The sequence below is a fragment of the Pseudomonas sp. 3A(2025) genome, assembly GCF_054589175.1.
On sequence record NZ_BAAILM010000048.1, the window covers coordinates 165887 to 187926 of the forward strand.

Annotated in this window: 18 protein-coding genes and 2 pseudogenes; 14 read left to right on the forward strand and 6 right to left on the reverse strand. The window is 60.5% G+C overall.

The genetic code is table 11. The annotated features are described in order from the left end of the window. The first annotated feature begins 17 nt into the window (after nucleotides 1-17). The 13 genes and pseudogenes from ACYP2A_RS18600 to ACYP2A_RS18660 all read left to right on the forward strand — a co-directional run bounded on the left by ACYP2A_RS18600 (nucleotide 18) and on the right by ACYP2A_RS18660 (nucleotide 14254). Entirely contained in the window at nucleotides 18-785 is a 768-nt protein-coding gene (locus ACYP2A_RS18600; RefSeq protein WP_459747160.1) for a 3-hydroxyacyl-CoA dehydrogenase, read from the forward strand. A gap of 10 nt (nucleotides 786-795) precedes the next feature. Further along, nucleotides 796-1983, forward strand: coding sequence for an acetyl-CoA C-acyltransferase (locus ACYP2A_RS18605; RefSeq protein ID WP_459747161.1), 1188 nt, complete (start codon nucleotides 796-798; stop codon nucleotides 1981-1983). A gap of 10 nt (nucleotides 1984-1993) precedes the next feature. Further along, entirely contained in the window at nucleotides 1994-3121 is a 1128-nt protein-coding gene (locus ACYP2A_RS18610) for an acyl-CoA dehydrogenase family protein (RefSeq protein WP_459747162.1), read from the forward strand. A gap of 17 nt (nucleotides 3122-3138) precedes the next feature. Continuing rightward, complete coding sequence (locus tag ACYP2A_RS18615; RefSeq protein ID WP_459747163.1) at nucleotides 3139-3921, forward strand: enoyl-CoA hydratase-related protein; 783 nt, start codon at nucleotides 3139-3141, stop codon at nucleotides 3919-3921. 493 nt (nucleotides 3922-4414) lie between these two features. Continuing rightward, the gene (locus ACYP2A_RS18620) at nucleotides 4415-5026 is read left to right on the forward strand and encodes a dTMP kinase (RefSeq protein ID WP_459747164.1); all 612 of its coding nucleotides are present in this window, start codon (nucleotides 4415-4417) and stop codon (nucleotides 5024-5026) included. 11 nt (nucleotides 5027-5037) lie between these two features. Further along, the gene (locus ACYP2A_RS18625) at nucleotides 5038-5520 is read left to right on the forward strand and encodes a DUF6882 domain-containing protein (protein ID WP_459747165.1); all 483 of its coding nucleotides are present in this window, start codon (nucleotides 5038-5040) and stop codon (nucleotides 5518-5520) included. Nucleotides 5521-5755: 235 nt separating this feature from the next. After that, nucleotides 5756-8026 (forward strand): catalase/peroxidase HPI, encoded by a 2271-nt coding sequence (katG, locus tag ACYP2A_RS18630; RefSeq protein WP_459747166.1) that lies wholly within the window; start codon nucleotides 5756-5758, stop codon nucleotides 8024-8026. A 317-nt stretch (nucleotides 8027-8343) separates the two neighbouring features. After that, nucleotides 8344-9030, forward strand: a pseudogene (locus tag ACYP2A_RS18635) (PAS domain-containing protein); the annotation flags it as partial. A gap of 102 nt (nucleotides 9031-9132) precedes the next feature. Next, a pseudogene (locus ACYP2A_RS18640) lies at nucleotides 9133-9567 on the forward strand (methyl-accepting chemotaxis protein); the annotation flags it as partial. Nucleotides 9568-9793: 226 nt separating this feature from the next. Then, complete coding sequence (gene fae / locus ACYP2A_RS18645) at nucleotides 9794-10306, forward strand: formaldehyde-activating enzyme (protein WP_459747167.1); 513 nt, start codon at nucleotides 9794-9796, stop codon at nucleotides 10304-10306. 10 nt (nucleotides 10307-10316) lie between these two features. After that, nucleotides 10317-11351 (forward strand): aldo/keto reductase, encoded by a 1035-nt coding sequence (locus ACYP2A_RS18650; RefSeq protein ID WP_459747169.1) that lies wholly within the window; start codon nucleotides 10317-10319, stop codon nucleotides 11349-11351. Continuing rightward, a complete protein-coding gene (locus tag ACYP2A_RS18655) occupies nucleotides 11348-12781 on the forward strand; it encodes an NAD-dependent succinate-semialdehyde dehydrogenase (RefSeq protein ID WP_459747170.1) in 1434 nt (477 codons plus the stop codon). The genes ACYP2A_RS18650 and ACYP2A_RS18655 overlap by 4 nt, the downstream gene beginning before the upstream one ends. A 96-nt stretch (nucleotides 12782-12877) precedes the next feature. Further along, a complete protein-coding gene (locus ACYP2A_RS18660) occupies nucleotides 12878-14254 on the forward strand; it encodes an MFS transporter (protein WP_459747171.1) in 1377 nt (458 codons plus the stop codon). Here the strand turns inward: ACYP2A_RS18660 and ACYP2A_RS18665 are convergent. The 6 genes from ACYP2A_RS18665 to ACYP2A_RS18690 all read right to left on the reverse strand — a co-directional run bounded on the left by ACYP2A_RS18665 (nucleotide 14201) and on the right by ACYP2A_RS18690 (nucleotide 21574). After that, nucleotides 14201-15076 carry a LysR substrate-binding domain-containing protein gene (locus ACYP2A_RS18665; RefSeq protein ID WP_459747172.1) on the reverse strand — a complete coding sequence of 292 codons (876 nt, stop codon included), beginning with the start codon at nucleotides 15074-15076 and terminating at the stop codon, nucleotides 14201-14203. The genes ACYP2A_RS18660 and ACYP2A_RS18665 overlap by 54 nt on opposite strands. Before the next feature lie 99 nt (nucleotides 15077-15175). Next, nucleotides 15176-16345, reverse strand: a complete 1170-nt coding sequence (locus ACYP2A_RS18670; RefSeq protein ID WP_459747173.1) for a hypothetical protein — start codon at nucleotides 16343-16345, stop codon at nucleotides 15176-15178. A 100-nt stretch (nucleotides 16346-16445) separates the two neighbouring features. Continuing rightward, nucleotides 16446-18086 carry a dipeptide ABC transporter ATP-binding protein gene (locus ACYP2A_RS18675; protein ID WP_459747174.1) on the reverse strand — a complete coding sequence of 547 codons (1641 nt, stop codon included), beginning with the start codon at nucleotides 18084-18086 and terminating at the stop codon, nucleotides 16446-16448. A 2-nt stretch (nucleotides 18087-18088) separates the two neighbouring features. Continuing rightward, nucleotides 18089-18925: an ABC transporter permease gene (locus ACYP2A_RS18680; protein WP_459747175.1), complete on the reverse strand. Its 837-nt coding sequence runs from the start codon at nucleotides 18923-18925 to the stop codon at nucleotides 18089-18091. Next, entirely contained in the window at nucleotides 18922-19875 is a 954-nt protein-coding gene (locus ACYP2A_RS18685; protein ID WP_459747176.1) for an ABC transporter permease, read from the reverse strand. Before ACYP2A_RS18685 ends, ACYP2A_RS18680 begins: the two co-directional genes overlap by 4 nt. A 64-nt stretch (nucleotides 19876-19939) precedes the next feature. Further along, nucleotides 19940-21574: an ABC transporter substrate-binding protein gene (locus ACYP2A_RS18690; protein WP_459747178.1), complete on the reverse strand. Its 1635-nt coding sequence runs from the start codon at nucleotides 21572-21574 to the stop codon at nucleotides 19940-19942. A 292-nt stretch (nucleotides 21575-21866) separates the two neighbouring features. Between ACYP2A_RS18690 and ACYP2A_RS18695 the strand changes: the two genes are divergently transcribed. Next, nucleotides 21867-22040 carry a hypothetical protein gene (locus ACYP2A_RS18695; RefSeq protein WP_459747179.1) on the forward strand — a complete coding sequence of 58 codons (174 nt, stop codon included), beginning with the start codon at nucleotides 21867-21869 and terminating at the stop codon, nucleotides 22038-22040.

Below are 22040 nucleotides of genomic sequence, written 5' to 3' on the forward strand. Positions count from 1 at the left end.
CCAGAGGAGTTGATAACGTGCGTATCGAAGATTCGGTTTTCCTGATCACCGGCGCCAGTTCCGGCCTTGGCCTGGCGACGGCGCGTGAACTGTCGGGGCAGGGCGCACGCGTGCTGCTGGTCGACATCAATGCCGAGGCGGGCGCTGCACGGGCTGAAGAGTTGGGTGCCGGCGCGGTGTTCTTCAAGGGCGACATCACCTGTGAAGAGCAGGCTCAAGCCGCTGTGTCCGCTGCCATCGATAACTTTGGCAACCTGCACGGGTTGGTCAATTGCGCAGGCGTGGCACCGGCCGAGAAGGTATTGGGCCGTAACGGTGTCCACGGCCTGTCGAGCTTTCGCCGCACGATCGAGATCAATCTGATCGGCAGTTTCAACATGCTACGCCTGGCCGCCGAAGCCATGGCGCAGGGACAGCCCAATGAAGCTGGCGAGCGCGGTGTGATCATCAATACCGCCTCGGTCGCCGCCTTTGACGGGCAAATGGGCCAGGCGGCGTATGCAGCGTCCAAAGGTGGTGTGGCAGCCATGACCCTGCCCCTGGCGCGTGATCTGGCGCGTTCCGGCATCCGGGTGATGTGCATTGCGCCGGGTATCTTCGAAACCCCGATGATGACCGGCATGCCTGCGGACGTTCAGGCCTCGCTGGCCGCCAACGTACCGTTTCCTCAGCGTTTGGGCCGCCCGGACGAATACGCCGCACTGGCCCGCCATATCATCGAAAACAGCATGCTCAACGGCGAGGTCATCCGTCTGGATGGCGCGCTGCGCATGGCTGCCAAGTAAGGAGAACGTCATGAACAACGATCCTGTGGTTATTGTCAGCGCCGTGCGCACGCCCATGGGCGGCTTTCTTGGCGATCTCAAGGACCTGAGTGCGACGCAACTGGGAGCGGCCAGCAACCGCGCCGCACTGGAGCGCGCCGGTGTGCCGGGGGATGCCGTGGACGAAGTGATCATGGGCTGCGTGTTGCAGGCCGGCCTCGGCCAGGCACCGGCGAGGCAGTCGGCACTGGGGGCCGGACTGCCGCAAAGTGTGGCTTGTACGACCGTCAACAAGATGTGCGGCTCGGGCATGAAAGCGGTGATGCTCGCGCATGACCAGTTGCTGGTCGGCAGTGCAGCGGTGGTGTTGGCGGGCGGTATGGAAAGCATGTCCAACGCGCCTTATCTGCTGGAACGTGCCCGCTCTGGCTATCGCATGGGGCACGGCAAGGTACTGGATCATATGTTCCTCGATGGTCTTGAGGACGCCTATGACAAGGGCTGCCTGATGGGCGAGTTCGCCGAAGCCTGCGCGCAAAGTTATGGCTTTACCCGCGAGCAACAGGACGCCTTTGCCATTGCCTCGCTGCTGCGCGCGCAAAAGGCCATGGATGAAGGCCGCTTCGATGGCGAAATCGTTGCAGTACAGGCCCCATCTCGCCGCGAACCCGTGACGGTCAGCCGCGATGAACAACCGCCCAAGGCGCGCATTGAAAAGATTCCAACCCTGAAGCCAGCGTTTCGCGAGGGCGGGACAGTGACGGCTGCAAATTCCAGCTCCATCTCCGATGGCGCCGCCTCGCTGCTGCTGATGCGCCTGTCGGAGGCCGAAAAGCGTGGCCTGAAACCCCTTGCCAGAATCGCCGGCCATGCCTCGTTCGCCCAGGCACCAGACCTGTTTACCACCGCGCCGGTAAGCGCTATCCAGCGATTGCTGACACGTGTCGGCTGGACGCTGGATCAGGTCGACCTGTTCGAGATCAACGAAGCCTTTGCCGTGGTGCCGATGGTGGCCATGCGCGACCTGGATATCCCTCACGCCACCCTCAATGTCCACGGCGGCGCCTGCGCCCTCGGTCATCCGATCGGTGCCTCCGGGGCGCGGGTGCTGGTGACGCTGCTCAATGCCCTCAGCCAATACGGCTTGAAGCGCGGTGTGGCGGCAGTGTGTATCGGCGGTGGCGAGGCGACGGCGCTGGCTATCGAATGCATCAACTGAGGACAGCGCAATGATTCCATCGGAACAGGATCTGCAGATCCGTGACATGGCCCGGCAGTTCGCCCAGGAACGACTCAAACCCAACGCTGCCGAGTGGGACCGCGAGCACCGGTTTCCGGCAGAGGCCTTGAGCGAGATGGCGCAACTGGGCTTTCTCGGCATGCTGGTACCCGAAGAATGGGGCGGGGCGGCCACCGGCCATCTGGCCTACGCCATGGCCCTGGAAGAGATTGCCGCCGGTGACGGCGCGTGCTCGACCATCATGAGCGTGCACAACTCGGTGGGCTGCATGCCGATTCTCAAGTACGGCAGCGAAGCGCAAAAGCAGCGCTTCTTGCTGCCACTGGCAACAGGCGAAATGCTCGGCGCCTTCGCCCTCACAGAGCCCCAGGCCGGCTCCGATGCTGCAGACTTGCGCACCCGTGCGCGCCTGGAGGGCGATTATTACGTGCTCAACGGTGCCAAACAGTTCATTACCTCCGGCCGTCATGCCGGGATGGTTATTGTCTTCGCCGTGACCGATCCCGCGGCCGGTAAAAAAGGCATCAGTGCGTTTATCGTGCCCACCGATACGCCGGGTTATCAGGTCGTGCGGGTAGAAGAAAAACTTGGCCAGAACGCTTCGGACACCTGCCAGATCCAGCTCGACGACGTGCGCGTGCCGGTGTCGCTATTGCTCGGCGAACCGGGCGAGGGCTACCGCATTGCCTTGTCCAACCTTGAAGGCGGTCGCATGGGCATCGCCGCCCAGTCGGTGGGCATGGCCCGCGCGGCATTCGAGGCCGCACGTGACTATGCCCACGAGCGCAAAACCTTCGGCAAACCGATCATCGAGCATCAGGCCGTGGCGTTTCGACTCGCCGACATGGCGACACAGATCGCCGTCGCCCGGCAGATGGTGCATCACGCTGCGAGCCTGCGCGACGCCGGGCTGCCCTGTCTGGTCGAGGCCTCGATGGCCAAGCTGTTTGCCTCCGAAATGGCAGAAAAAGTCTGCTCGGCAGCCCTGCAAACCCTGGGCGGCTACGGCTATCTGAAGGACTTTCCGGTGGAACGCATCTACCGCGATGTGCGGGTTTGCCAGATCTACGAAGGCACCAGCGATGTGCAGCGCATGGTGATTGCACGCAACCTGTAACGCCCACGAGGTAACCCATGAACTACCAGACCCTGTTGATGGAACAGGTCGACGCGGTCGGCCTGGTGACCCTGAACCGTCCGCACGTATTGAACGCCATCAATACCCAACTGATCGATGAGCTGAACCATGCACTCGACGCCCTGGAACGCGACCCAGGCATCGGTTGCATCGTACTTACCGGCTCGCCCAAGGCATTTGCCGCCGGCGCCGATATCAAGGAAATGGCTGAACTGAGCTTTCCCGGCACTTACCTGGACGACTTGCTCGGCCGCTGGGACCGCGTGGCGCAGCGCCGTAAACCGATCATTGCCGCCGTCGCCGGCCACGCACTGGGCGGCGGTTTCGAACTGGCCTTGATGTGCGACTTCATCATCGCCGCCGACAACGCCAGGTTCGGCCTGCCAGAAGTCAAACTGGGCGTCATTCCGGGCGCAGGCGGTACACAGCGCCTGACTCGCCTGGTAGGCCGGGCCAAAGCCATGCAGCTGTGTTTGACCGGCCGCAGCCTGGACGCAGCCCAAGCCGAACGCTACGGCCTGGTAGCGCAGGTGGTTGCGCCTGCCGACCTGCTTGCCGTGGCCATGGACACCGCCCGTTGTATCGCCGCGCACTCGCGCACCGCAGTGCTGATGCTCAAGGAATGCGTGAACCGTGCGGATGAAACGTCATTACATGAAGGCGTACGCTTTGAGCGGCGGTTGTTTCAGTCGGTGTTTGCGACGGCAGACCAGAAGGAGGGAATGTTAGCCTTTCTGGAGAAGCGCTCGCCGTCGTATTGCCCTGCTAATCGTTCTTGACGAACTTTAGACAAAAGCCCAGGCGCGTCCAGGTCACGCCTTAAAGTAAGGTCACATTTTTATAGCGACTAAACACGGACATCGGAGTGAGCGTAAAGCTCGCGAAAGGGCCCATATATTCAGCATATTCGGTGCTTTATAGTCAGCATTCGCGAGCTTGCGCTCACTCTCTGATTTTATTGAATTTAAAAAACACCACCTGTAGGAGGCAGCTCTGCTGGCGATTGAGCGCGAAGCGCTCACAGAAATCGTCGAAACGCTGCAAATCTACGACTGCTGCGCAGCCGATCGCGATGGTCCGGCATTCCGGCAGATCGGGACGCCGACCGGCCCCTCCTACATCCAATGTCAGCTACGCGACAGCGCGGCGCCATGGCGGCGGGTGATCTCCTACGAGGCACGTGTTCAGCCATGATAAAAAGACAACCTGACTTTTTGTTACCCGCTTAGCGTGTGAATAGAAAAGCCGCTCGCTGTAACTCTGGAATACTCGATGACTCGTCCACTGTTTGTTTCTCTGGATGGCCCCAAGGGCACCGGTAAAACCACGCTCCTGGAGGCTGTTACCAGAGCCCTGAGAGTCGACAACAAGAAAGTGATCCGGCTTTGCGAGAGAAAAAACGACCCTCACCGGGCTGAGACAATGGCTTTGGTCAACCAGCTCGCCCGACATCCCGAGCAGGGTCTGGAGCGGCAGGTGTGCGAGCGCCTGGCGGATAGCCGTGCCTGGATTTCCCGAAACGTACTGCCTGAACAGCCAGCGGACAGCATCATTCTGATTGACCGTTGGTACCCGTCCGATGCGGCGTTTCGCCGGACAGTCCCGTTTGCAGAGATTCTGCAGTTGAACATCGAGCGTAACGTGCAGGTTCCCGACCTGCATGTCGGGGTTGTTACCGCCCCGGAAGTTTCATGGGCCAGGGCAGCGGCACGCTCGCGTGGCCTGGGCAGTACGGTGCTGCATCATCTGGAAGAACATGTCGCCAGTACCCAGGCGTTCGAGCGAGCGGTGGCGGATAACGGCTGGGTGTTATGCCGTAATGAAGGAACGATCGAAGAGGCAACGGTCCAAGTGGTGGCTGAGATTCATCGAGTGCTGATCTAAAAGGAAGAACCATGGCAGACAATGATTTTGAACAACTGCTTGAGACGTCCATGCAGGAGCTCATCGCCAAGCAGGAAGGCCTTCAACGCGATTTTGGGCTGGGTGATATGGCGCGCTGGTGGCTGGACCAGCCAAGCGGCACGATCCAGTTCTTCGATGAGCAAGACAGGCTGGCCGTTGAGGCGCAGATTCTGAACATTGGCTCTTTTGCGCCCAAGACCGATACCTGGAAATGGGCGTGGAGTAATCCAACCGTGGAACCGGGCCTGCGCGAGAAGGCGCTGCAATTGAAAGAACTGGAGAGCATTACAGGCATTGCGCTATTTGCAAGTGAAGAGGCATTTGCGGTTGGCGACGAAGGCATGGCGTGGGAACTGGCGGCGATTGCGGTTCATCATTGGCAGGCGCTGGGTTGTTATCGGGCGCCGTCAGGCAACGATGGTCCGGTTGTGTATCTGGCGTTGACGAGTATTGACCGCGTTAACTACCAGTAGGCCGTTCACCGCAAAACCCTGCGTGCTCTTTCAGACGCCCGACTCAGGTCGGGCGTTTTGCTGAACGGGGCGATTACGGTTCGGCAATGTTGAAAGCCTTGGGTACAAAGAGTCTGCCTATCGAGCGATAAGGCTCTGACTATTAGATCTTTTTAAAAAGGGCGCTAGTCTGAGTAAACGTCTGTGTCAGCGGACGCTGACGGTGGGATGAAGATGACCAAAAGGTGTATCAATCATGTCGACTGAATCGAAATGTCCCTTCAATCATGCAGCGGGTGGCGGCACCACCAATCGAGACTGGTGGCCCAAGCAACTGAACCTGAAAATACTGCATCAGCATTCCTCCCTCAGCGATCCGATGGGCGAGGGCTTCGATTACGCCAAGGCGTTCAAGAGCCTTGACCTTGATGCCGTCAAGCAGGATTTGCGCGATGTCATGACCCGGTCTCAGGACTGGTGGCCGGCGGACTTTGGCCATTATGGTCCGCTGTTCATTCGCATGGCCTGGCACAGCGCCGGCACTTACCGTGTCGGTGATGGCCGTGGCGGCGCGGGTGCCGGTCAACAGCGATTTGCGCCCCTCAACAGCTGGCCTGACAACGTTAGCCTCGATAAGGCCCGTCGGCTGATCTGGCCGGTCAAGCAAAAGTACGGTCGCAAGATTTCGTGGGCCGATCTGATCGTGCTCACCGGTAACGTCGCGCTGGAGTCCATGGGCTTCAAGACCCTCGGATTTTCAGGTGGTCGCCCGGATGTATGGGAGCCGGAAGAAGACGTCTACTGGGGAACCGAAACTACCTGGCTGGGCGGTGAAGAACGTTACGGCGCGCAAAAGAACATGCAGCAGCCAGGCGACGGCACGCTGGTAGCCGAGCCGCAGCTTCACGGGAGCGAAGAGAGCCGCACAGCCCATGGCGAACGCATTCTGGAAAATCCGCTCGCAGCGGTACAAATGGGCTTGATCTACGTGAATCCGGAAGGCCCGGAAGGTGTTCCGGACCCGGTGGCCTCGGCGAAGGACATACGTGAAACCTTCGGCCGTATGGCGATGAATGATGAAGAGACAGTGGCGCTGATTGCAGGCGGTCACGCCTTCGGCAAGACCCATGGGGCAGGTCCTGCCGACAACGTCGGCCCGGAGCCGGAAGCGGCCGGACTTGAAGAGCAGGGGCTTGGCTGGAAAAACGCATTCGGCAGCGGCAAGGGCGCGGACACCATCACCAGCGGTCTGGAGGTGACGTGGACGTCGACGCCGACCAAATGGAGCAACGAGTACCTCGAAAACCTCTTTGGCTTCGAATGGGAGCTGACCAAAAGTCCGGCGGGCGCGCATCAGTGGACACCGAAGAACGGTGCAGGCGCTGGCAAGATTCCGGATGCTCACGACGCTGGCAAGCGACACGCGCCAAGCATGCTGACATCAGACCTGGCACTGCGCTTCGATCCGGCCTACGAACAGATTTCCCGCCGCTTTCTGGCCAACCCCGAGCAACTGGCCGATGCGTTTGCCCGAGCCTGGTTCAAGCTTACTCACCGTGATATGGGCCCGCTTGCGCGTTATCTTGGCCCGGATACACCTGCAGAAGAGTTGCTGTGGCAGGATCCGATTCCCAAGGTCGATCATCCGCTGGTTGACGAACAAGATGTCGCCACGCTCAAGGCCCGCATTCTCGCCACAGGGCTCACGGTCTCGCAGCTGGTGTCGACGGCCTGGGCAGCGGCTTCCACGTTCCGGGGCTCCGATAAACGCGGTGGTGCCAATGGCGGACGCCTGCGTCTGGCGCCGCAGAAGGATTGGGCCGTCAATCAGCCTGAGCAGTTGTCGGGCGTACTGCAAAAGCTGGAGGCGATCCAGAACGACTTCAACGTTGCACAGGCCGGTGGCAAAAAGATTTCGCTGGCGGACCTGATCGTACTGGCGGGCGGTGTGGGTGTGGAGCAGGCGGCCAAAAATGCAGGTCTACAGGTCACGGTGCCTTTCACGGCAGGGCGCACGGATGCTTCTCAGGAGCAGACAGATGTCGAGTCGTTCGGTTACCTGGAGCCGCTCGCCGATGGCTTTCGCAACTATCAGAAGGCCCACTATCGGGCTTCAGCTGAATCATTGCTGGTCGACAAGGCACAACTGCTGACATTGACGGCCCCTGAAATGACAGTGTTGCTGGGTGGCCTGCGGGTCCTGGATATCAACGTCGGGCACAGCAAACACGGTGTGCTCACGGATCGTGCACAGACCCTGAGCAACGACTTTTTCAGGAACCTGCTGGACATGAGCGTCGAGTGGAAGCCCGTCTCCGGTAGCCACGACATCTTTGAAGCCCGTGACCGCAAGACCGGTGCAGTCAAGTGGACCGGCACACGTGTCGACCTGGTGTTCGGTTCCCATGCCCAGTTGCGGGCGCTGTCGGAGGTGTATGCCAGTGCTGACGCGCAGGAGAAGTTCGTTGAGGACTTCGTGGCGGCCTGGACCAAAGTCATGAATCTGGATCGTTTCGATCTTGCCTGACTTTATCGCGGTGTACTGACCCTGTACGACAACGCCTCCCTCGTGGAGGCGTTTTTGCAAAGCCTGCCCACCCTGTTAAAAAGTTCAAAACCTGTACAAAAATAAAAAAATGTACAAGTTTTGCCAAAGTTCATAGCATCCTTCCGCGATCCTCGATGACGATCCTGACCCTTGAAGGCAACCGTGGTTGCCACAACGCTTGTACCTTGCGGATTAATGACGTGATCTTCGTGAACACCAGAATCAAGAATCAGCTTGAATCTCAGGCAACCGAGCTGTTGGCATTGCGCCAGCTGCGCGATGGATTGAATCGCGAAATGCTGACGTTAAGTATCGATTCAGCGTTTGCTATTACCGCCTGCAATGAAAATTTTGCGCAGGCATTGGGCTACACGCAGAATCAGCTTGTCGGTCGCGCTATGGCTGATATCGTTCCGAAGTACGTCTCTAGGCTGCCGTGCTTCCACAACTTTCGAGCCGCCGTCGCCGCAGGCAAGTCCATTTCTGACGAATACAGGTACTTGCATGCTGACGGTTCACTGGTGTGGCTTCATGCACATTGGCAGCCCATCACTGACAGCGATGGCAAGTTAAGTCATGTTACCTGCCATGCGACGAACATCACCTCACGCTTGGAAAAAGCATCGGAAAACGCGTCTTTTATCGATGCATTACTTCGTTCGACGGCGGTGATCGAGTTCGATCTCTCCGGGCATGTACTCATGGCAAATGAGCAATTCCTGAACGCGATGGGCTACGGCCTTAGCCAGGTCAAAGGCAGTCACCACCGTATTTTCTGCACGCCAGAGCAAGCCTCATCCCAACGGTACAAAGACTTTTGGTCAACGTTGAACAAGGGAGAGTTTGTGGCAGGCCGATTTGAGCGTATTGACAGTCGAGGTCGAACCGTATGGCTGGAAGCGACGTACAACCCGGTCTATGACACTGAGGGCGCACTGTGCAAAGTGGTCAAGTTTGCGACGGTCATCACCGATCAGGTTGCCCATGAACAAGCAGTAAATGAGGCCGCGCAAACAGCATTTGAAATCTCGCAGCAGACCGATGTCATTGCTCAGCGTGGCGCGGTGGTCGTCAAGGACACCGTGCACACCATGCGCAAAGTCGCGGTCGATATACAGGCTGCTTCAAGCGGTGTCGAAGCGCTAGGAAAGCAGTCACTGTTAATCAGCTCGATCATCCAGACGATCAGCAGCATTGCCCAACAAACCAACCTGTTGGCCCTCAATGCTGCGATTGAAGCGGCGCGCGCGGGTGAGCAGGGTCGAGGCTTTGCTGTCGTCGCTGACGAAGTCCGCAAACTGGCTGGGCGCACCAGCAGCGCTACCGAAGAAATCGCGTCTGTGGTCTTGCAAAACCAGAAGCTGGTCGATGAGACCGTCGGCGAGATGGCGAACAGCAAGCGCCAGGCGGAGCAGGGCCTTGAGTTGGCGACCCAGGCAGGCAACGTCATTGTCGACATTCAGGACGGTGCCAGAAGAGTTGTCGACGCCGTAGGCAAGTTTGCGAATCAGATCGCTTAAGAACATATAACTGACAACGACAGAGTCTTGGTGGGTATGTTCGGCGCTCATACCCCCATGACTTTTAATGGTTATCGCTTTATCCCGCCCAGTGCTAAAAATCGCAAACACCGCTCATCAACAACAAGAAAGAGTGTTTGCAACCATGACGGATCCTCACTGTAACGTCCTCGCGCGCTCTTCAAACCTCGATATCACCCTAAAAAGCCCAACAGAGTAACGACTCATGAAAGAACTCGACTTGTACATAGGCGAAGGTTTTGAAGGCCCAGGCGTGAATGCCGCGCACATCAACATTCTCCTCGGGCCGCGTAACGGTCCAGCGGGGCAAGCCTTCGCCAATAGCCTGGCGTCGCCGAGCCAGGGACATTGCCCGTTCATGGTGATCGCCCAGCCGAATATCCCGGTCAAACCCATGACCCTCTATGTCAATAAGGCCGAGATCAGCAGCGACCTGCACGGCAATGCCACCTGGGGTGCGTCGCAGGCCGGTATCGCCAAGGCGGTACTTGAAGCCTTGCTCGACGGCACCTTGCCGCCACACGCCGAGGACGAGTGGGCCATCGTCACTGCCAACTGGGTCAACCCGGGGTGCGATGATCTGGATGCTGTCTACCTGAATAACTACAACGCCTGTCGCACCGCGATTCGCGCCGCCCTCACGGGCACGCCATACACGGCGCAACTGGCCGATGTGGTCAACCACATCAGCAACCCTTTCTACACGCCCAAGGCCTGAGGACAATCCCATGCAATACATCCGTTTGGGCAACTCCGGCCTGCAAGTCTCGCGCCTGTGCCTGGGCACCATGAACATGGGTACCCCGGACTGGAAACCGTGGATCTTCGACGAGAAGCAAAGCGAACCCATCGTCGCCCACGCACTGGACAACGGCGTCAACTTCATCGATCTGGCGGACTTCTATTCCGCCGGTGTCGGTGAAGAAGTGGTCGGGCGCATCCTCAAGCGCGTGGCACGCCGTGACGACATTGTGGTGACCACCAAGGTCGGTTACGGAACCCGCAGCGGCGTCAACGCCAGCGGTCATTCACGCAAGCACATCATGGACAGCATCGATGCGTCCCTGAGCCGGCTGGGAATGGATTACGTCGACGTGTTCATGCTGCATTACTTCGATGTGAACACGCCGGTCGAAGAAACGTTGTGCGCGCTGAATGACATCGTGCGCTCCGGCAAGGCTCGCTACATCGGCGTGTCGACCATGCTGACGGGGCAACTGGCGAAGATCCTCATGGCTTGCGAACGCAATGGCTGGGTCAAGCCGATCAATATGCAGTTGCAACTGAACTGCGCCTACCGCGAAGAAGAGCGCGAGATGATCCCGTTCTGCCGCGACCAGGGCCTGGGCGTCTCGGTGTTCAGCCCGCTGGCGCGTGGCTTGCTCACCGGCGAAGTGCAATCGACCCGCAACCAGACCGATTTCTTTACCCAGCAGATGTACAGCGACCAGGCGTCGTTCGATATCGCCCACTCGGTGCAACGTGTCGCCCGCGCCCGTGGCGTGTCGAACGCCCAGATCGCCCAGGCGTGGGTGGCCAATCACCCTGGCGTCGATGTGATGCTGGTGGGCGCCGACACCACCGCTCAATTCGACAGCGCTTTGGCGGCCCTCGACACCCGGCTGGATGCCGAAGAACTCCACGAGCTGGAGCGCAATTACACCCCGTGCGATGTGATCAACGACTACACCGCCGGCAAGCGCATCCTGCGTGCAGCCCGTCCGGGCCTGGACCGTTTCAATCTGATCGAGGCCGTGGCATGAACCCGCTGATCCGCACCGGTCACTACATCGACGGCCAATGGTCCAGCGGTGGACCTACGTACCCGGTGGTCAACCCGGCCAATGGCGCGCTGATTGCTGATGTGCAGCGCGCCGCTGCCGAAGAAACTGATCTGGCCATCAATGCCGCCAACCGTGCCTTGCCCGCCTGGCGCGCGCTCACTGCCAAAGAGCGCAGCCAGCGCCTCAAGCGCTGGAGCGAACTGATGCTGAGCAACCAGAAAGACCTGGCGCACCTGCTCAGCCTGGAACAAGGCAAGCCCCTGGCCGAAGCCATGGGCGAGGTGGTCTACGCCGCAAGCTTTCTGGAGTGGTTTGGCGAGGAAGCCAAGCGCGCCTATGGCGATGTGATCCCGAGCCACAAGGCCGATGCGCGAATCATCGTGGTCAAGGAAGCCATTGGCGTGGTCGCAGCGATCACGCCGTGGAACTTCCCTCTGGCCATGGTGACCCGCAAGGTCGGCCCGGCGCTGGCGGCGGGTTGCACCATGATCCTCAAACCGTCGGAAGAAACCCCGCTGTCGGCGTTTGCGCTGGCCGTCCTGGCCGAACAGGCGGGGGTTCCGACCGGCGTATTCAACATTGTTTCTGGCGATGCCGTGGCCATTGGCGTCGCACTGCAAGCCTCCAGCGTGGTGCGCAAGCTGTCGTTCACCGGCTCCACTCGCACCGGCAAACTGTTGATGCGCCAGGCGGCGGACACCCTGAAAAAGGTTTCTCTGGAACTGGGCGGTAACGCGCCGTTTATCGTGTTTGACGACGCCGACCTGGATGCCGCCGTCAAAGGCGCCATGGCCTCGAAGTTTCGCAACACCGGGCAGACCTGTGTCTGCGTCAACCGCTTCTTTATTCAGGACGGCGTGTACGAGGCGTTTACCCGAAAGCTGGCCGACGCCGTCAGCGCCATGCGCGTCGGCAGCGCGCTGGAGGGTGAAACCGAACAAGGCCCGCTGATCAACGCGGCGGCTCTGGCCAAGGTCGAAGCCCATGTGGGCGACGCCCTGGAAAAGGGCGCCACACTGCTGTGCGGCGGCCGTCGCCATGCGCTGGGCGGTACGTTCTTTGAACCGACCATCCTCACCGAAGCCAGTGGCGACATGCTGATCGCTCAGGAAGAAACCTTTGGTCCTGTGGCCGCGTGTTTTCGTTTCAAGGATGAAGCCGAGGTGCTGCAACGCGCCAATGACACGCCGTTCGGTTTGTCCGCCTACTTCTACAGCCGCGACATCGGCCGCGTGTGGCGCATGGCCGAAGGCCTGGAAGCCGGCATGGTGGGCATCAACGAAGGGATCATTTCCACCGAAGTCGCGCCGTTTGGCGGCATCAAGGAATCGGGCCTGGGCCGTGAAGGCTCCAAATATGGGCTCGACGATTACCTGGAGATCAAATACCTGTTGATGGGCGGTCTCTAAACCGGCACAGCCTCCAAAGTGCGGGCGAGTCCGTTCTCGCAAGGGACAGGGTTTGCCCGCTGTTACTCCGTCAAGAACAAAAAAATGGAGAACACCATGACTGCTCAACCCGTCAAGATCGACGACCTGCCGATTGGCCGCTTTCACCTGAAAATCGCCGGGCTGACCTTCGGCGCGCATTTCACCGATGGCTATATCCTCGGCCTGATCGGAATCGCCTTTACGCTGCTTGCCCCACAAATGCAGCTCGATGCCTTCTGGCAAGGCCTTATCGGCGCCTCGGCACTGATGGGCCTGTTCCTCGGCAGCCTGTTTTTCGGCTGGATCTCCGACACCCTCGGTCGGCAGAAAATCTTTCTGGTCAGCTTTGTGCTGATCACCGTGGCGTCGGTGATGCAGTTCTATGCCGAGACGGCGATGGGCTTGCTGCTGTGCCGCATCCTGATTGGCATTGGCCTGGGCGGCGACTTCAGCGTCGGCCACGCCATGCTTGCCGAGTTTTCGCCGAAGAAACATCGCGGTGTCCTGCTCGGTTCGTTCAGCGTGATCTGGACGTTCGGCTACGTCGCCGCGACCTTCGTCGGCACGGCCATGCTCAGCCTGGGCGACGATGCCTGGCGCTGGATGCTGGCGTCGTCGGCGATACCGGCCGGCCTGATCCTGATCGCCCGTATCGGCACCCCGGAATCGCCACGCTGGCTGGTAAACCGTGGGCGTGTTGCCGAAGCGCGCGCCATCGTCAGGAAGCACCTTGGCGAGCATGTGGTGCTGGATGAAGAACCTTCCGCGCAGACCCGCTCCGGCTACGGCGTGCTGTTTAGCCGTGAATACCGCAAACGCACCGCGTTCAACTGCCTGTTCTTCGTGTGCATCGTGATGCCGTATTTCGCGATTTACACGTTCCTGCCATCGATCCTGCAAAAGATGGGCTTGTCCCAGGGCTTTGGCACAGAACTGTTGCTTAACATGCTGCTGATTGTCGGCGCGCTGATCGGCATCTGGTGCACGGTTAGGTTTTCGCGACGGGGCTTTCTGATCAACTCGTTCATCATCCTCGCGGCCGCTCTGTTTCTGTTGGCGGTGTTGCCGGGGAGCATGGCGTGGTTGATGGTGCTGACGTTCGGTGTGTTCACCCTGGTGCTGTCGGCGGTCAGTAACCTGGTGGGCGTGTTCCCGGCGGAAAGTTTTCCAACCGAAGTACGTGCCAGCGGCATTGGTCTGGCGACGGCGGTGAGTCGCTTGGGTTCGGCGGTCAGTACGTTCCTGTTACCGGTCAGCGTGGCGGGCATCGGCTTGAGTCCGACCATGGGCATTCTGGCGGCCATCCTCGTATTTGGCGCGATCATTTCCTGGGCGTGGGCACCGGAAACCAAGGCGCTGACCCTGAGCGAAGCGTGCAAGACGCAAGCCCCCACGTTGTCAGGGGTTGCTGACCTGCCCCAGCCACTGCGTAAACAGTCGAACCTTGGATAAGCCGAGCTTGTCCTGCGCCACCTCCAGCCAATAGCCATAAGGGCCGATCACTTCCACGGGGGTGATCGGCAACAGGCTGCCATTGGCCAGTTCACGCTCGATCATCTGCCGATCGATCACCGCCAGTCCACCGCCTGCCAGGGCGGTGTGGATCACCTGGTCGAGGGTGCTGAATTCCAGGCCCTGATCCGCATCGATATCTTCCCGGCCCATGGCGGCCAGCCAGTTTTCCCACACCTTCAGGCGCTTGCCGTCGTGCAGGATATGCAGCAGCGCAAAACGCTGCAGATCCGGCGGTTGACCCGCGCTGAACAACTCCGGGCTGGCCACGGCGATATGGCGCTCCATCACCAGCAATTGGCTGCTGCAATGGGCGGAGGGCTCAAGACCGAAGCGGATCTGGCAGTCGATTTCCGCAAGACTGGCATGGCTGTTCTGATGAGTGACGCTGAGGTTGATGTCGGGATAGCGCTCGCAAAAGCCGCGCAGGCGCGCCGAGAGCCAACGGGTCGCCCAGGTCGGCGGTGCGACGATTCGCAAGCGCTGGCGCAGGTTGGGCACGCGCACCGCTTGCAGTGCGCGTTCGATATGGTCGAAGGCATCGCTCAGGTGGGGCGAGAGGGCAAAGCCGGCTTCGGTCAGCGACAGGCCTTGTGGCGTGCGGATGAAGAGGGCGACGCCGAGGTAGTCTTCCAGTTGCTTGATCTGGCGGCTGACGGCGCCCTGGGTGACATTCAGGCCGATAGCGGCCTGGCTGAAGCTGCGGTGGCGGGCGACTTCTTCGAAGACGCGGAGCATGTTGAGGGCGGGCAGCTGGCGCATGGTTGAGATTCCATACAGCGGTTTCAGGGTGTTTTGCTGGCAAGCCCACGGCACGACGCTGTGCGGGCGGGCTTGCCGGTGACGGCCGTCAATGGTCTGTCAGAAGTAATAGCCGATGTTCATGTACAGCTGATTCTCCCACTGATTGCTGCCTCCAGCACCCAGGCTCTGGGTATAGCTACTGCCGCCAATGTACGGGTCGTTCTTGCCGATCAACCACTCGGTGGCGATCCATAGCTTGCTGAGCGAAAACGAGGTCCCCAGGATGATCCGCTGTGAGGTCTTGAATTCATCGGCAGATTTATCGAAGGCGCTGTAGTTGGCATACAGCTTCACGCCGCTGACCTGGTCCCACAGGTACTTGCCGCCCACGTCGTAGCTCAGGTCCGCCACATACAGGTTGCCCCGGCTGGCAACGTTGAACGTACCGTCATAACCGCCCAGCGTCACCAGTTCATCGGTACCGGCGTTACGCGGTGACATCTGCTGGCGCGCCGCCTGTAATTGCACGCCCCAAGAGCCGTTCTTGCCCAGATAATGAATGGCCACGGCGTTGCGGCGACCGTCGTTGCCGGTGTCCTTGTTTTTCAGGGTCGAGGTCAGGCCAGACAAGCCCACTTCGGATTTCCAGTCGCCCAGGTCCAGAGCCTTGGCCACGCGCAGGACCACAGTGTTGCGTTCCTGGTTGTCGCTGCCGTCACCGACGTAGCTGTCGGCGCCGGAGACCACGCTGGAGTAGGTCACGCCCTTGCTGGTGCCCTTGCCTTGCCATGCCGGGCGCAGGTAATAACCGGCCTGAAGGTTCCAGTCACCGCTTTGCTGGATGTATTTGGCCCCGACCTGCTGCACGTCTTCCAGGCCAATCACGTTGCCCAAAGTCTCGTAGAAGGTGCTGCCGAAGTACGGCTGCAAGCCGAACGGTACGCTATTGAGGCCCACTTGCACCTGTTGACCGGGGTTGAACCTGTAGCCGACCCAGGCGAATTTGGCGAACTGGATGTCGCCGTAGTTTTTGGTGTACTGGTAAGGGTACGAGCGCCCGTAGAAGCGGTACTGCGCCTCGCCAATCCAGGAGTCAGAGGTGTATTTGGCGCTGAGAAACACCGTGTCGAGCCCGAATTTCTGGATGTCACGGTCCGGGTCATAGTCCCAGCGTGCACGGACGGCGCCGCCGAGATCGAGGTTGTCGGTGACCTGCACGGCCATGGCCGGCGCCGCCAGGGCGCCGAGCATGGGAATAAAAGCGAAGTAGCCTAAGGTGGGTCGCATGATTGGGCTCTCGTTATTGGTTATTTTGGGCAGTGGTTATTTTTGGCAACAGCAGCCCGTTGCCGCAGCGAAGGCTGCGACGCGGGGAAATGGGTCGAACTCAGTGGGTTGCGGGACGGATCAGTCGCAGCACCGGTTCGGCAGCCGGTAGCTCAGAGGCACCGGGGGCGGCGGCGAGCAGCGTCTGGGTGTAACTGTTTTGTGGGCGCAGCAGCACCTGTTCGGCGGTGCCGTATTCCACCACTTCGCCCTGGCGCATGACCGCGATGTGGTCACTGATCTGTGCGGCCACACGCAGGTCGTGGGTAATAAACAGGATGCTCAGGTTCAACTGCTTTTGCAGGTCGGCCAGCAGCTCCAGCACCTGCTTTTGCACTGATACGTCCAGCGCGGAAACGCTTTCATCGGCAATCAATACTTCAGGGCGCATGGCCAGGGCGCGGGCGATGCCGATGCGTTGGCGCTGGCCCCCGGAGAATTGCCGGGGCTTGCGCTGCAGGGCGTCACGCTTGAGCCCGACCTGTTCGAGCAAGTCACCGGCTTCGGCCCAGGCGTCCTTGGCCGATAAACCGCGAAGTTGCGCGGCGCGGGCGATGATGTCGCCGACGCGATGCCGTGGGTTCAAGGAACCGTAAGGGTCCTGGAAGATCATCTGGATGCGCCGACGGTTGGCCGCCAAGGCGGCGCCGCGCAAGGCAAGAAAATCGGTATCACCGACCCACACATGCCCGCTGTCGCTGTCCACCAGGCGGATCGCGGCTTTTACCAGTGTGCTTTTACCCGAGCCGGACTCGCCGACAATCGCCAGCGTCTTGCCCCGTGGCAGGTTCAGCGACACATTGCGCAGCGCCGCCACCTGGCTGCCGCCGACGTCATAGGTCTTGGTCAGGTGTTCGATGCGCAGGGCCATTTCACCGTCGGCACTGGGTGCATGCAACTCCGGATGCAATGCCGGCACCGCAGCGATCAGCTTGCGTGTATAGGCGTGTGCCGGGGCATTGAGCACCTGATCGCGCTCGCCGATTTCGACCAGGCGGCCGCCCTCCATGACCGCGATCCGGTCGGCAATCTGCGCCACCACGCCAAAATCATGGGTGATAAACAGAATGCCGTGCTGGCCCCGGCCGCGCAGGTCGCGCACCAGTTTGAGCACCTGCGCCTGGGTAGTGACATCGAGGGCGGTGGTGGGCTCGTCGGCGATCAGCAGGTCCGGGGTCATCGCCAATGCCATGGCAATCACCACGCGCTGACATTGGCCGCCGGACAGTTGATGCGGGAAGCTGTTGGCGATGCGCGGCGGGTCTGGCAACTGGGTGGACGCCAACAGCGCCAGCATGCGCTCCCGGCGCTCGGCCAACGGCATCTGCGGCGCATGAATATCGAAGATTTCTTCGACTTGTTTGCCGATACGAATGGCCGGATTCAGCGCCGCCATGGGCTCCTGAAAGATCATGGCGATACGGTTGCCGCGCAATGAACGCAAACGGCCTTCATCCAGGGTGCAAATATCGCTACCGAGAAAGTCGATCACGCCACCGGCATGGCGCAGGCCCTTGGCGTAATCGCCCATGATCGCCGCCGACAGCACGGATTTGCCCGAGCCCGACTCGCCGATCACACAGAGGATTTCACCTTTGCGCACTTCCAGGCTGATGCCGTGCACGGCGTGGCTGCGGTCGGCGCCTTTGGGCAGTTTGATACTGAGGTTGTCGACCCGCAATACGGTTTGCTGGCTGTTCATGCTCAACTCCTTGGGCCTTGCTGCGCGTGTTCATCCAGCCCGTCGGCGAGCAGGCTCAGGCCCAGCATCAGGGTAGAAATGGCGATACACGGGAACAGCACCAGATGCGGGAAGGAAATGGCCATGGCGCGGCCGTCGTTGATCATCCCGCCCCAGTCGGGCGTGGGCGGCGGCAGGCCGAGGCCGAGAAAGCCCAGGGCGCCGATCATGATCGCGGTGTAGCCGATGCGCAGGCAGAAATCGACGATCAGCGGGCCCCCGCAGTTGGGCAGGATCTCGACCAGCATGATGCGCAGCGAGCCTTCACCCTGAGTGATGGCGCTGAGCACGTAGTCGCGGGAGCGAATATCGATGGTCAACGCCCGCATGATGCGAAAGATCGCCGGCGCACTGGTGAAGGTCACCGCAATCAGGATGTTCAGCGCCGATGCGCCGAGGGCGATGATGATCACGATGTACAACACCAGTACCGGAAACGACAGTACGGTGTCGGCCACATAGGACAGCGCCGCATCCACCCAACCGTTGAAGTAACCGGCGCACAGGCCCATGGCAATGCCCACGGCAAACGCGGTGACGGTGGCCAGGATCGACCAGAACAGCACGGTGCGTGTGCCCCAGATCAGGCGCGAGAGAATGTCGCGGCCGATCATGTCGGTGCCCAGCAAGAAGCTCGCGCCGTCTTCACCGGCGGTCATGGGCGTCAGTAACGGCGTAAAGCTTTCCAGAGGATCATGCGGCGCCAGCCACGGCGCACAGAGTGCGATCAGCACCCAGCCGCCGACCAGTAACAGGCCGAGCAGGGCCAGGGGATGTTTGAAGGATGTGAGCAGGTTCATTGGCTGCCTCCGCCAAGACTGCGCAGGGTGATGCGCGGGTTGAGCCAGGTGTAGGCCAGGTCCGAGAAGATCTTGCTGATGCCCACCACCACGCCGCTGATCATCGCGCAGGCTTCGATCAGGTAGACGTCATGGTTCAGCGACGCGGTATACAGCATCGAACCGAAGCCCTTGTAGGCGAAAAACACCTCGACGACGATGACGTTGGAGAGCAGCCAGGGGATGTACAGCATGATCACCGTGACCGGCGCGATCAGCACATTACGCAGCGCATGGCGCAATACGATGCGCGAGGTGGAGGCGCCCTTGAGCCGCGCCGTACGGATGTACGGCGCCTGCATCACTTCGACCATCGACGCCCGGGTGATACGCGCCAGGTAACCGATGCCGAACAGGCACAGCACCATCAGCGGCAGCACCAGCTCAATGGCGCTGAAGCCGTCGCTCATGCTGCTGACACCCGGCAACCAGTTGAGCCAGAACACGAAGATCGCCGAGACGAACACGGCACTGGCGAAGTCCGGGATCGAGGTGGTGACAATCGACAGGAACGACACCAGCCGGTCGATCATCGAACCCTGGCGAATCCCGGCGAGGATGCCCAGGGTCAGCGCGACCGGCACCATCACCAGCAACGCCAGCCCGGCCAGGGTCAGGGTTTGCCATAGGTTGGGCAGCAACAGCGTGAGCACCGGCTCGCGGAAGTACACCGAGGTGCCCCAGTCACCGCTGATAAAGTCTTTCAGCCAGACCAGGTAGCGCCACGCGAATGGCTGGTTGTAGCCGTGCTCCAGCAGCCACGCCGCGCGCTGGTCGGCGGCGGAGTAGGGGCCGAGGACGTTGATTGCCACGTCCTCGATATTGAGTTCCAGGGCCAGGAACACAATCAGCGATACCGACAACAGCGTCGCCAGCAGCATCAGCAGTTTGCGCAACAGAAAGTGAACCATCAGGTGCATGCTCCGACGGATGATGGGAATGAAGGGTGTGGCCTGGCTTCAAAGCCCCTGAAGTTCAGGCGCTTAGCCAGACATTGCCCATCGGATAGAAGTCGGAAGGGTGCACCTGGAATCCCTGCACCTTTTTGCTTACAGCGGTGAACTTGTCACCCCAGAACGGCTGCACGATCACGCAGGCATCCTGCAGGATCTGCTCGACGCTCTGCATGGCCACGGCTCGCTGTTTCGGGTCGATGATGCCCATCGCCTTGTCCAGAGCCGCATCGAAGGCCGGGTCGCTGTAGTGGCTTTCATTCCAGGCACCGCCGCCGCGATAGGCCAGTTCCAGGGACATGACGCCCAGCGGGCGATGCGCCCAATACGTCAGGCTGAACGCGGCCTTGTCCCAGATGGGCCAGTATTGCGCCGCCGGCACCACTTTGAGGTTGATGCGAATGCCGGCCTCCAGGCAGTTCTGTTGCAGGATCTGCGCACAGTCCTGCTCATAGCGGCCCTGGGTGTTGCCAACGATCAGGTCGATGTCCAGGCCATTGGCGAAACCGGCTTCGGCCAGCAGTTTTTTCGCCGCGGCGACATCGCGTACGCGCTTGGCCAGCGGGAAATACTCGGGGTGGGACGGCGCCACATGGTGGTCTTCGCCTAGCGTGCCCATGCCGCGATAGGCGACCTTGAGCATCTGTGCGTTGTCGGCGCACAGCACCACGGCTTTGCGCACGCGCACATCGGTAAACGGCTTCTGGTCGCAGGCCATGCGCATGACCACGGTCTGCGCCGATTTGCAGCTGAGCAATTGCGCACCGGGCAGACGTTTGGCCAGGTCCAGCTCGGCCACGGTGACGCGGTACAGCACATCGACTTGTCCGGCCTGCAGCGCGGCGAGGTGGGTCGACACGTCAGTGCCCATGTCGATGTAACGCAGTTCGTCGAGGTTGGCGGGCTTGCCCCAGTAATCGGCGCGCCTGGCGAACGTCGCCTGCTTGTTCACCGCGAACGACACCAGCTTGAACGGCCCGGTGGCCAATGGGTTTTTCGCCCAGTCGTCGCCGGCCTTGAAGCTGCGGTGTACGAGGGCGCAGGTAAAGGCGTTGAGCATCTCCGGGATCGCCAGGATCGGCCGCTTGAGTTGCAGGCGGAACTGGTAATCGCTGACTTTTTCGAAGGCCTTGATGTCCTGGAACGCGGTGCGGTTGACCGACTTGGAGTCGGCGGCGATCCAGCGCGTGATGTTGTGCTGCACATCGTCGACGTTGAAGTGGTCGCCGTTGCTCCATTTCACGTCCTGGCGCAGGTTGAAGGTCCAGGTGGTGAGGTCCTCGGACGGGCTCCAGCTCTCGGCCAGGTACGGGTGGGTGATGTTGTCGGCGTCGACCCAGGTCAGGTATTCCAGCGAGTTGCGCAGCAGGTTGGAGGCCTCGATCCAGGTGATCAGCATCGGATCCTGGATTTCCTGGATCGCACAGGCAAAGCGCAGGCTGCCGCCCTGGCGGGCCGGGGTAGCGTCAGCGGCCTGGGCGTCATTGCCCAGAAGGGCCGAGCCGATAAAGCTGGAGGCGCTGGCCACGCCAATGCCCAGCAGGGTGGCGGTACGCAGAAATTGCCGGCGGTTGATCTCGCCACGTTGCACTTGGGCACACAGGTCATTTACGGCTGGATGCGGCACGCTGCCGTCCAGGGTCGTCAAGTCTTTCATAAGCCTCTCCGATACTTGCGAATATGCGTTGTTGTTGAACCGCAAGGGTCAGTGGCGAGCGCCTGCAAGGCGCAGCACGGACCGCTGTAAAGCTGGCAGGAAAACAAGGCGTAACGGCGTAAGGAGGTGGGCAACGAGATGGGACATAGGGCGGCTCTCATGTTGTTTTTATTAGAGATGGCCGCAGTTTTGTCATTTACGTGAAGATCGACAAACGACAAATTCTGCGCAGTAACCTTCGATAAATGCATGTTACGGCGACGGCCAGGAGCAGCCTGTGAGGCTAGACAGGTTGAGCGCCGGTCATGTGCTCCATGAAAGTGCGGCGCGGGTCATCCTGGGGCAGAAAACAGTCGTCTTCGGCCTGTTCAATACGCGCCTGGTCGATCAGCGCCTGAAATTGAACATGGCCCGAATCCTGTATGGGCTATCGCTCTGCATTAATGATGTCGCTGATATGGGGTGA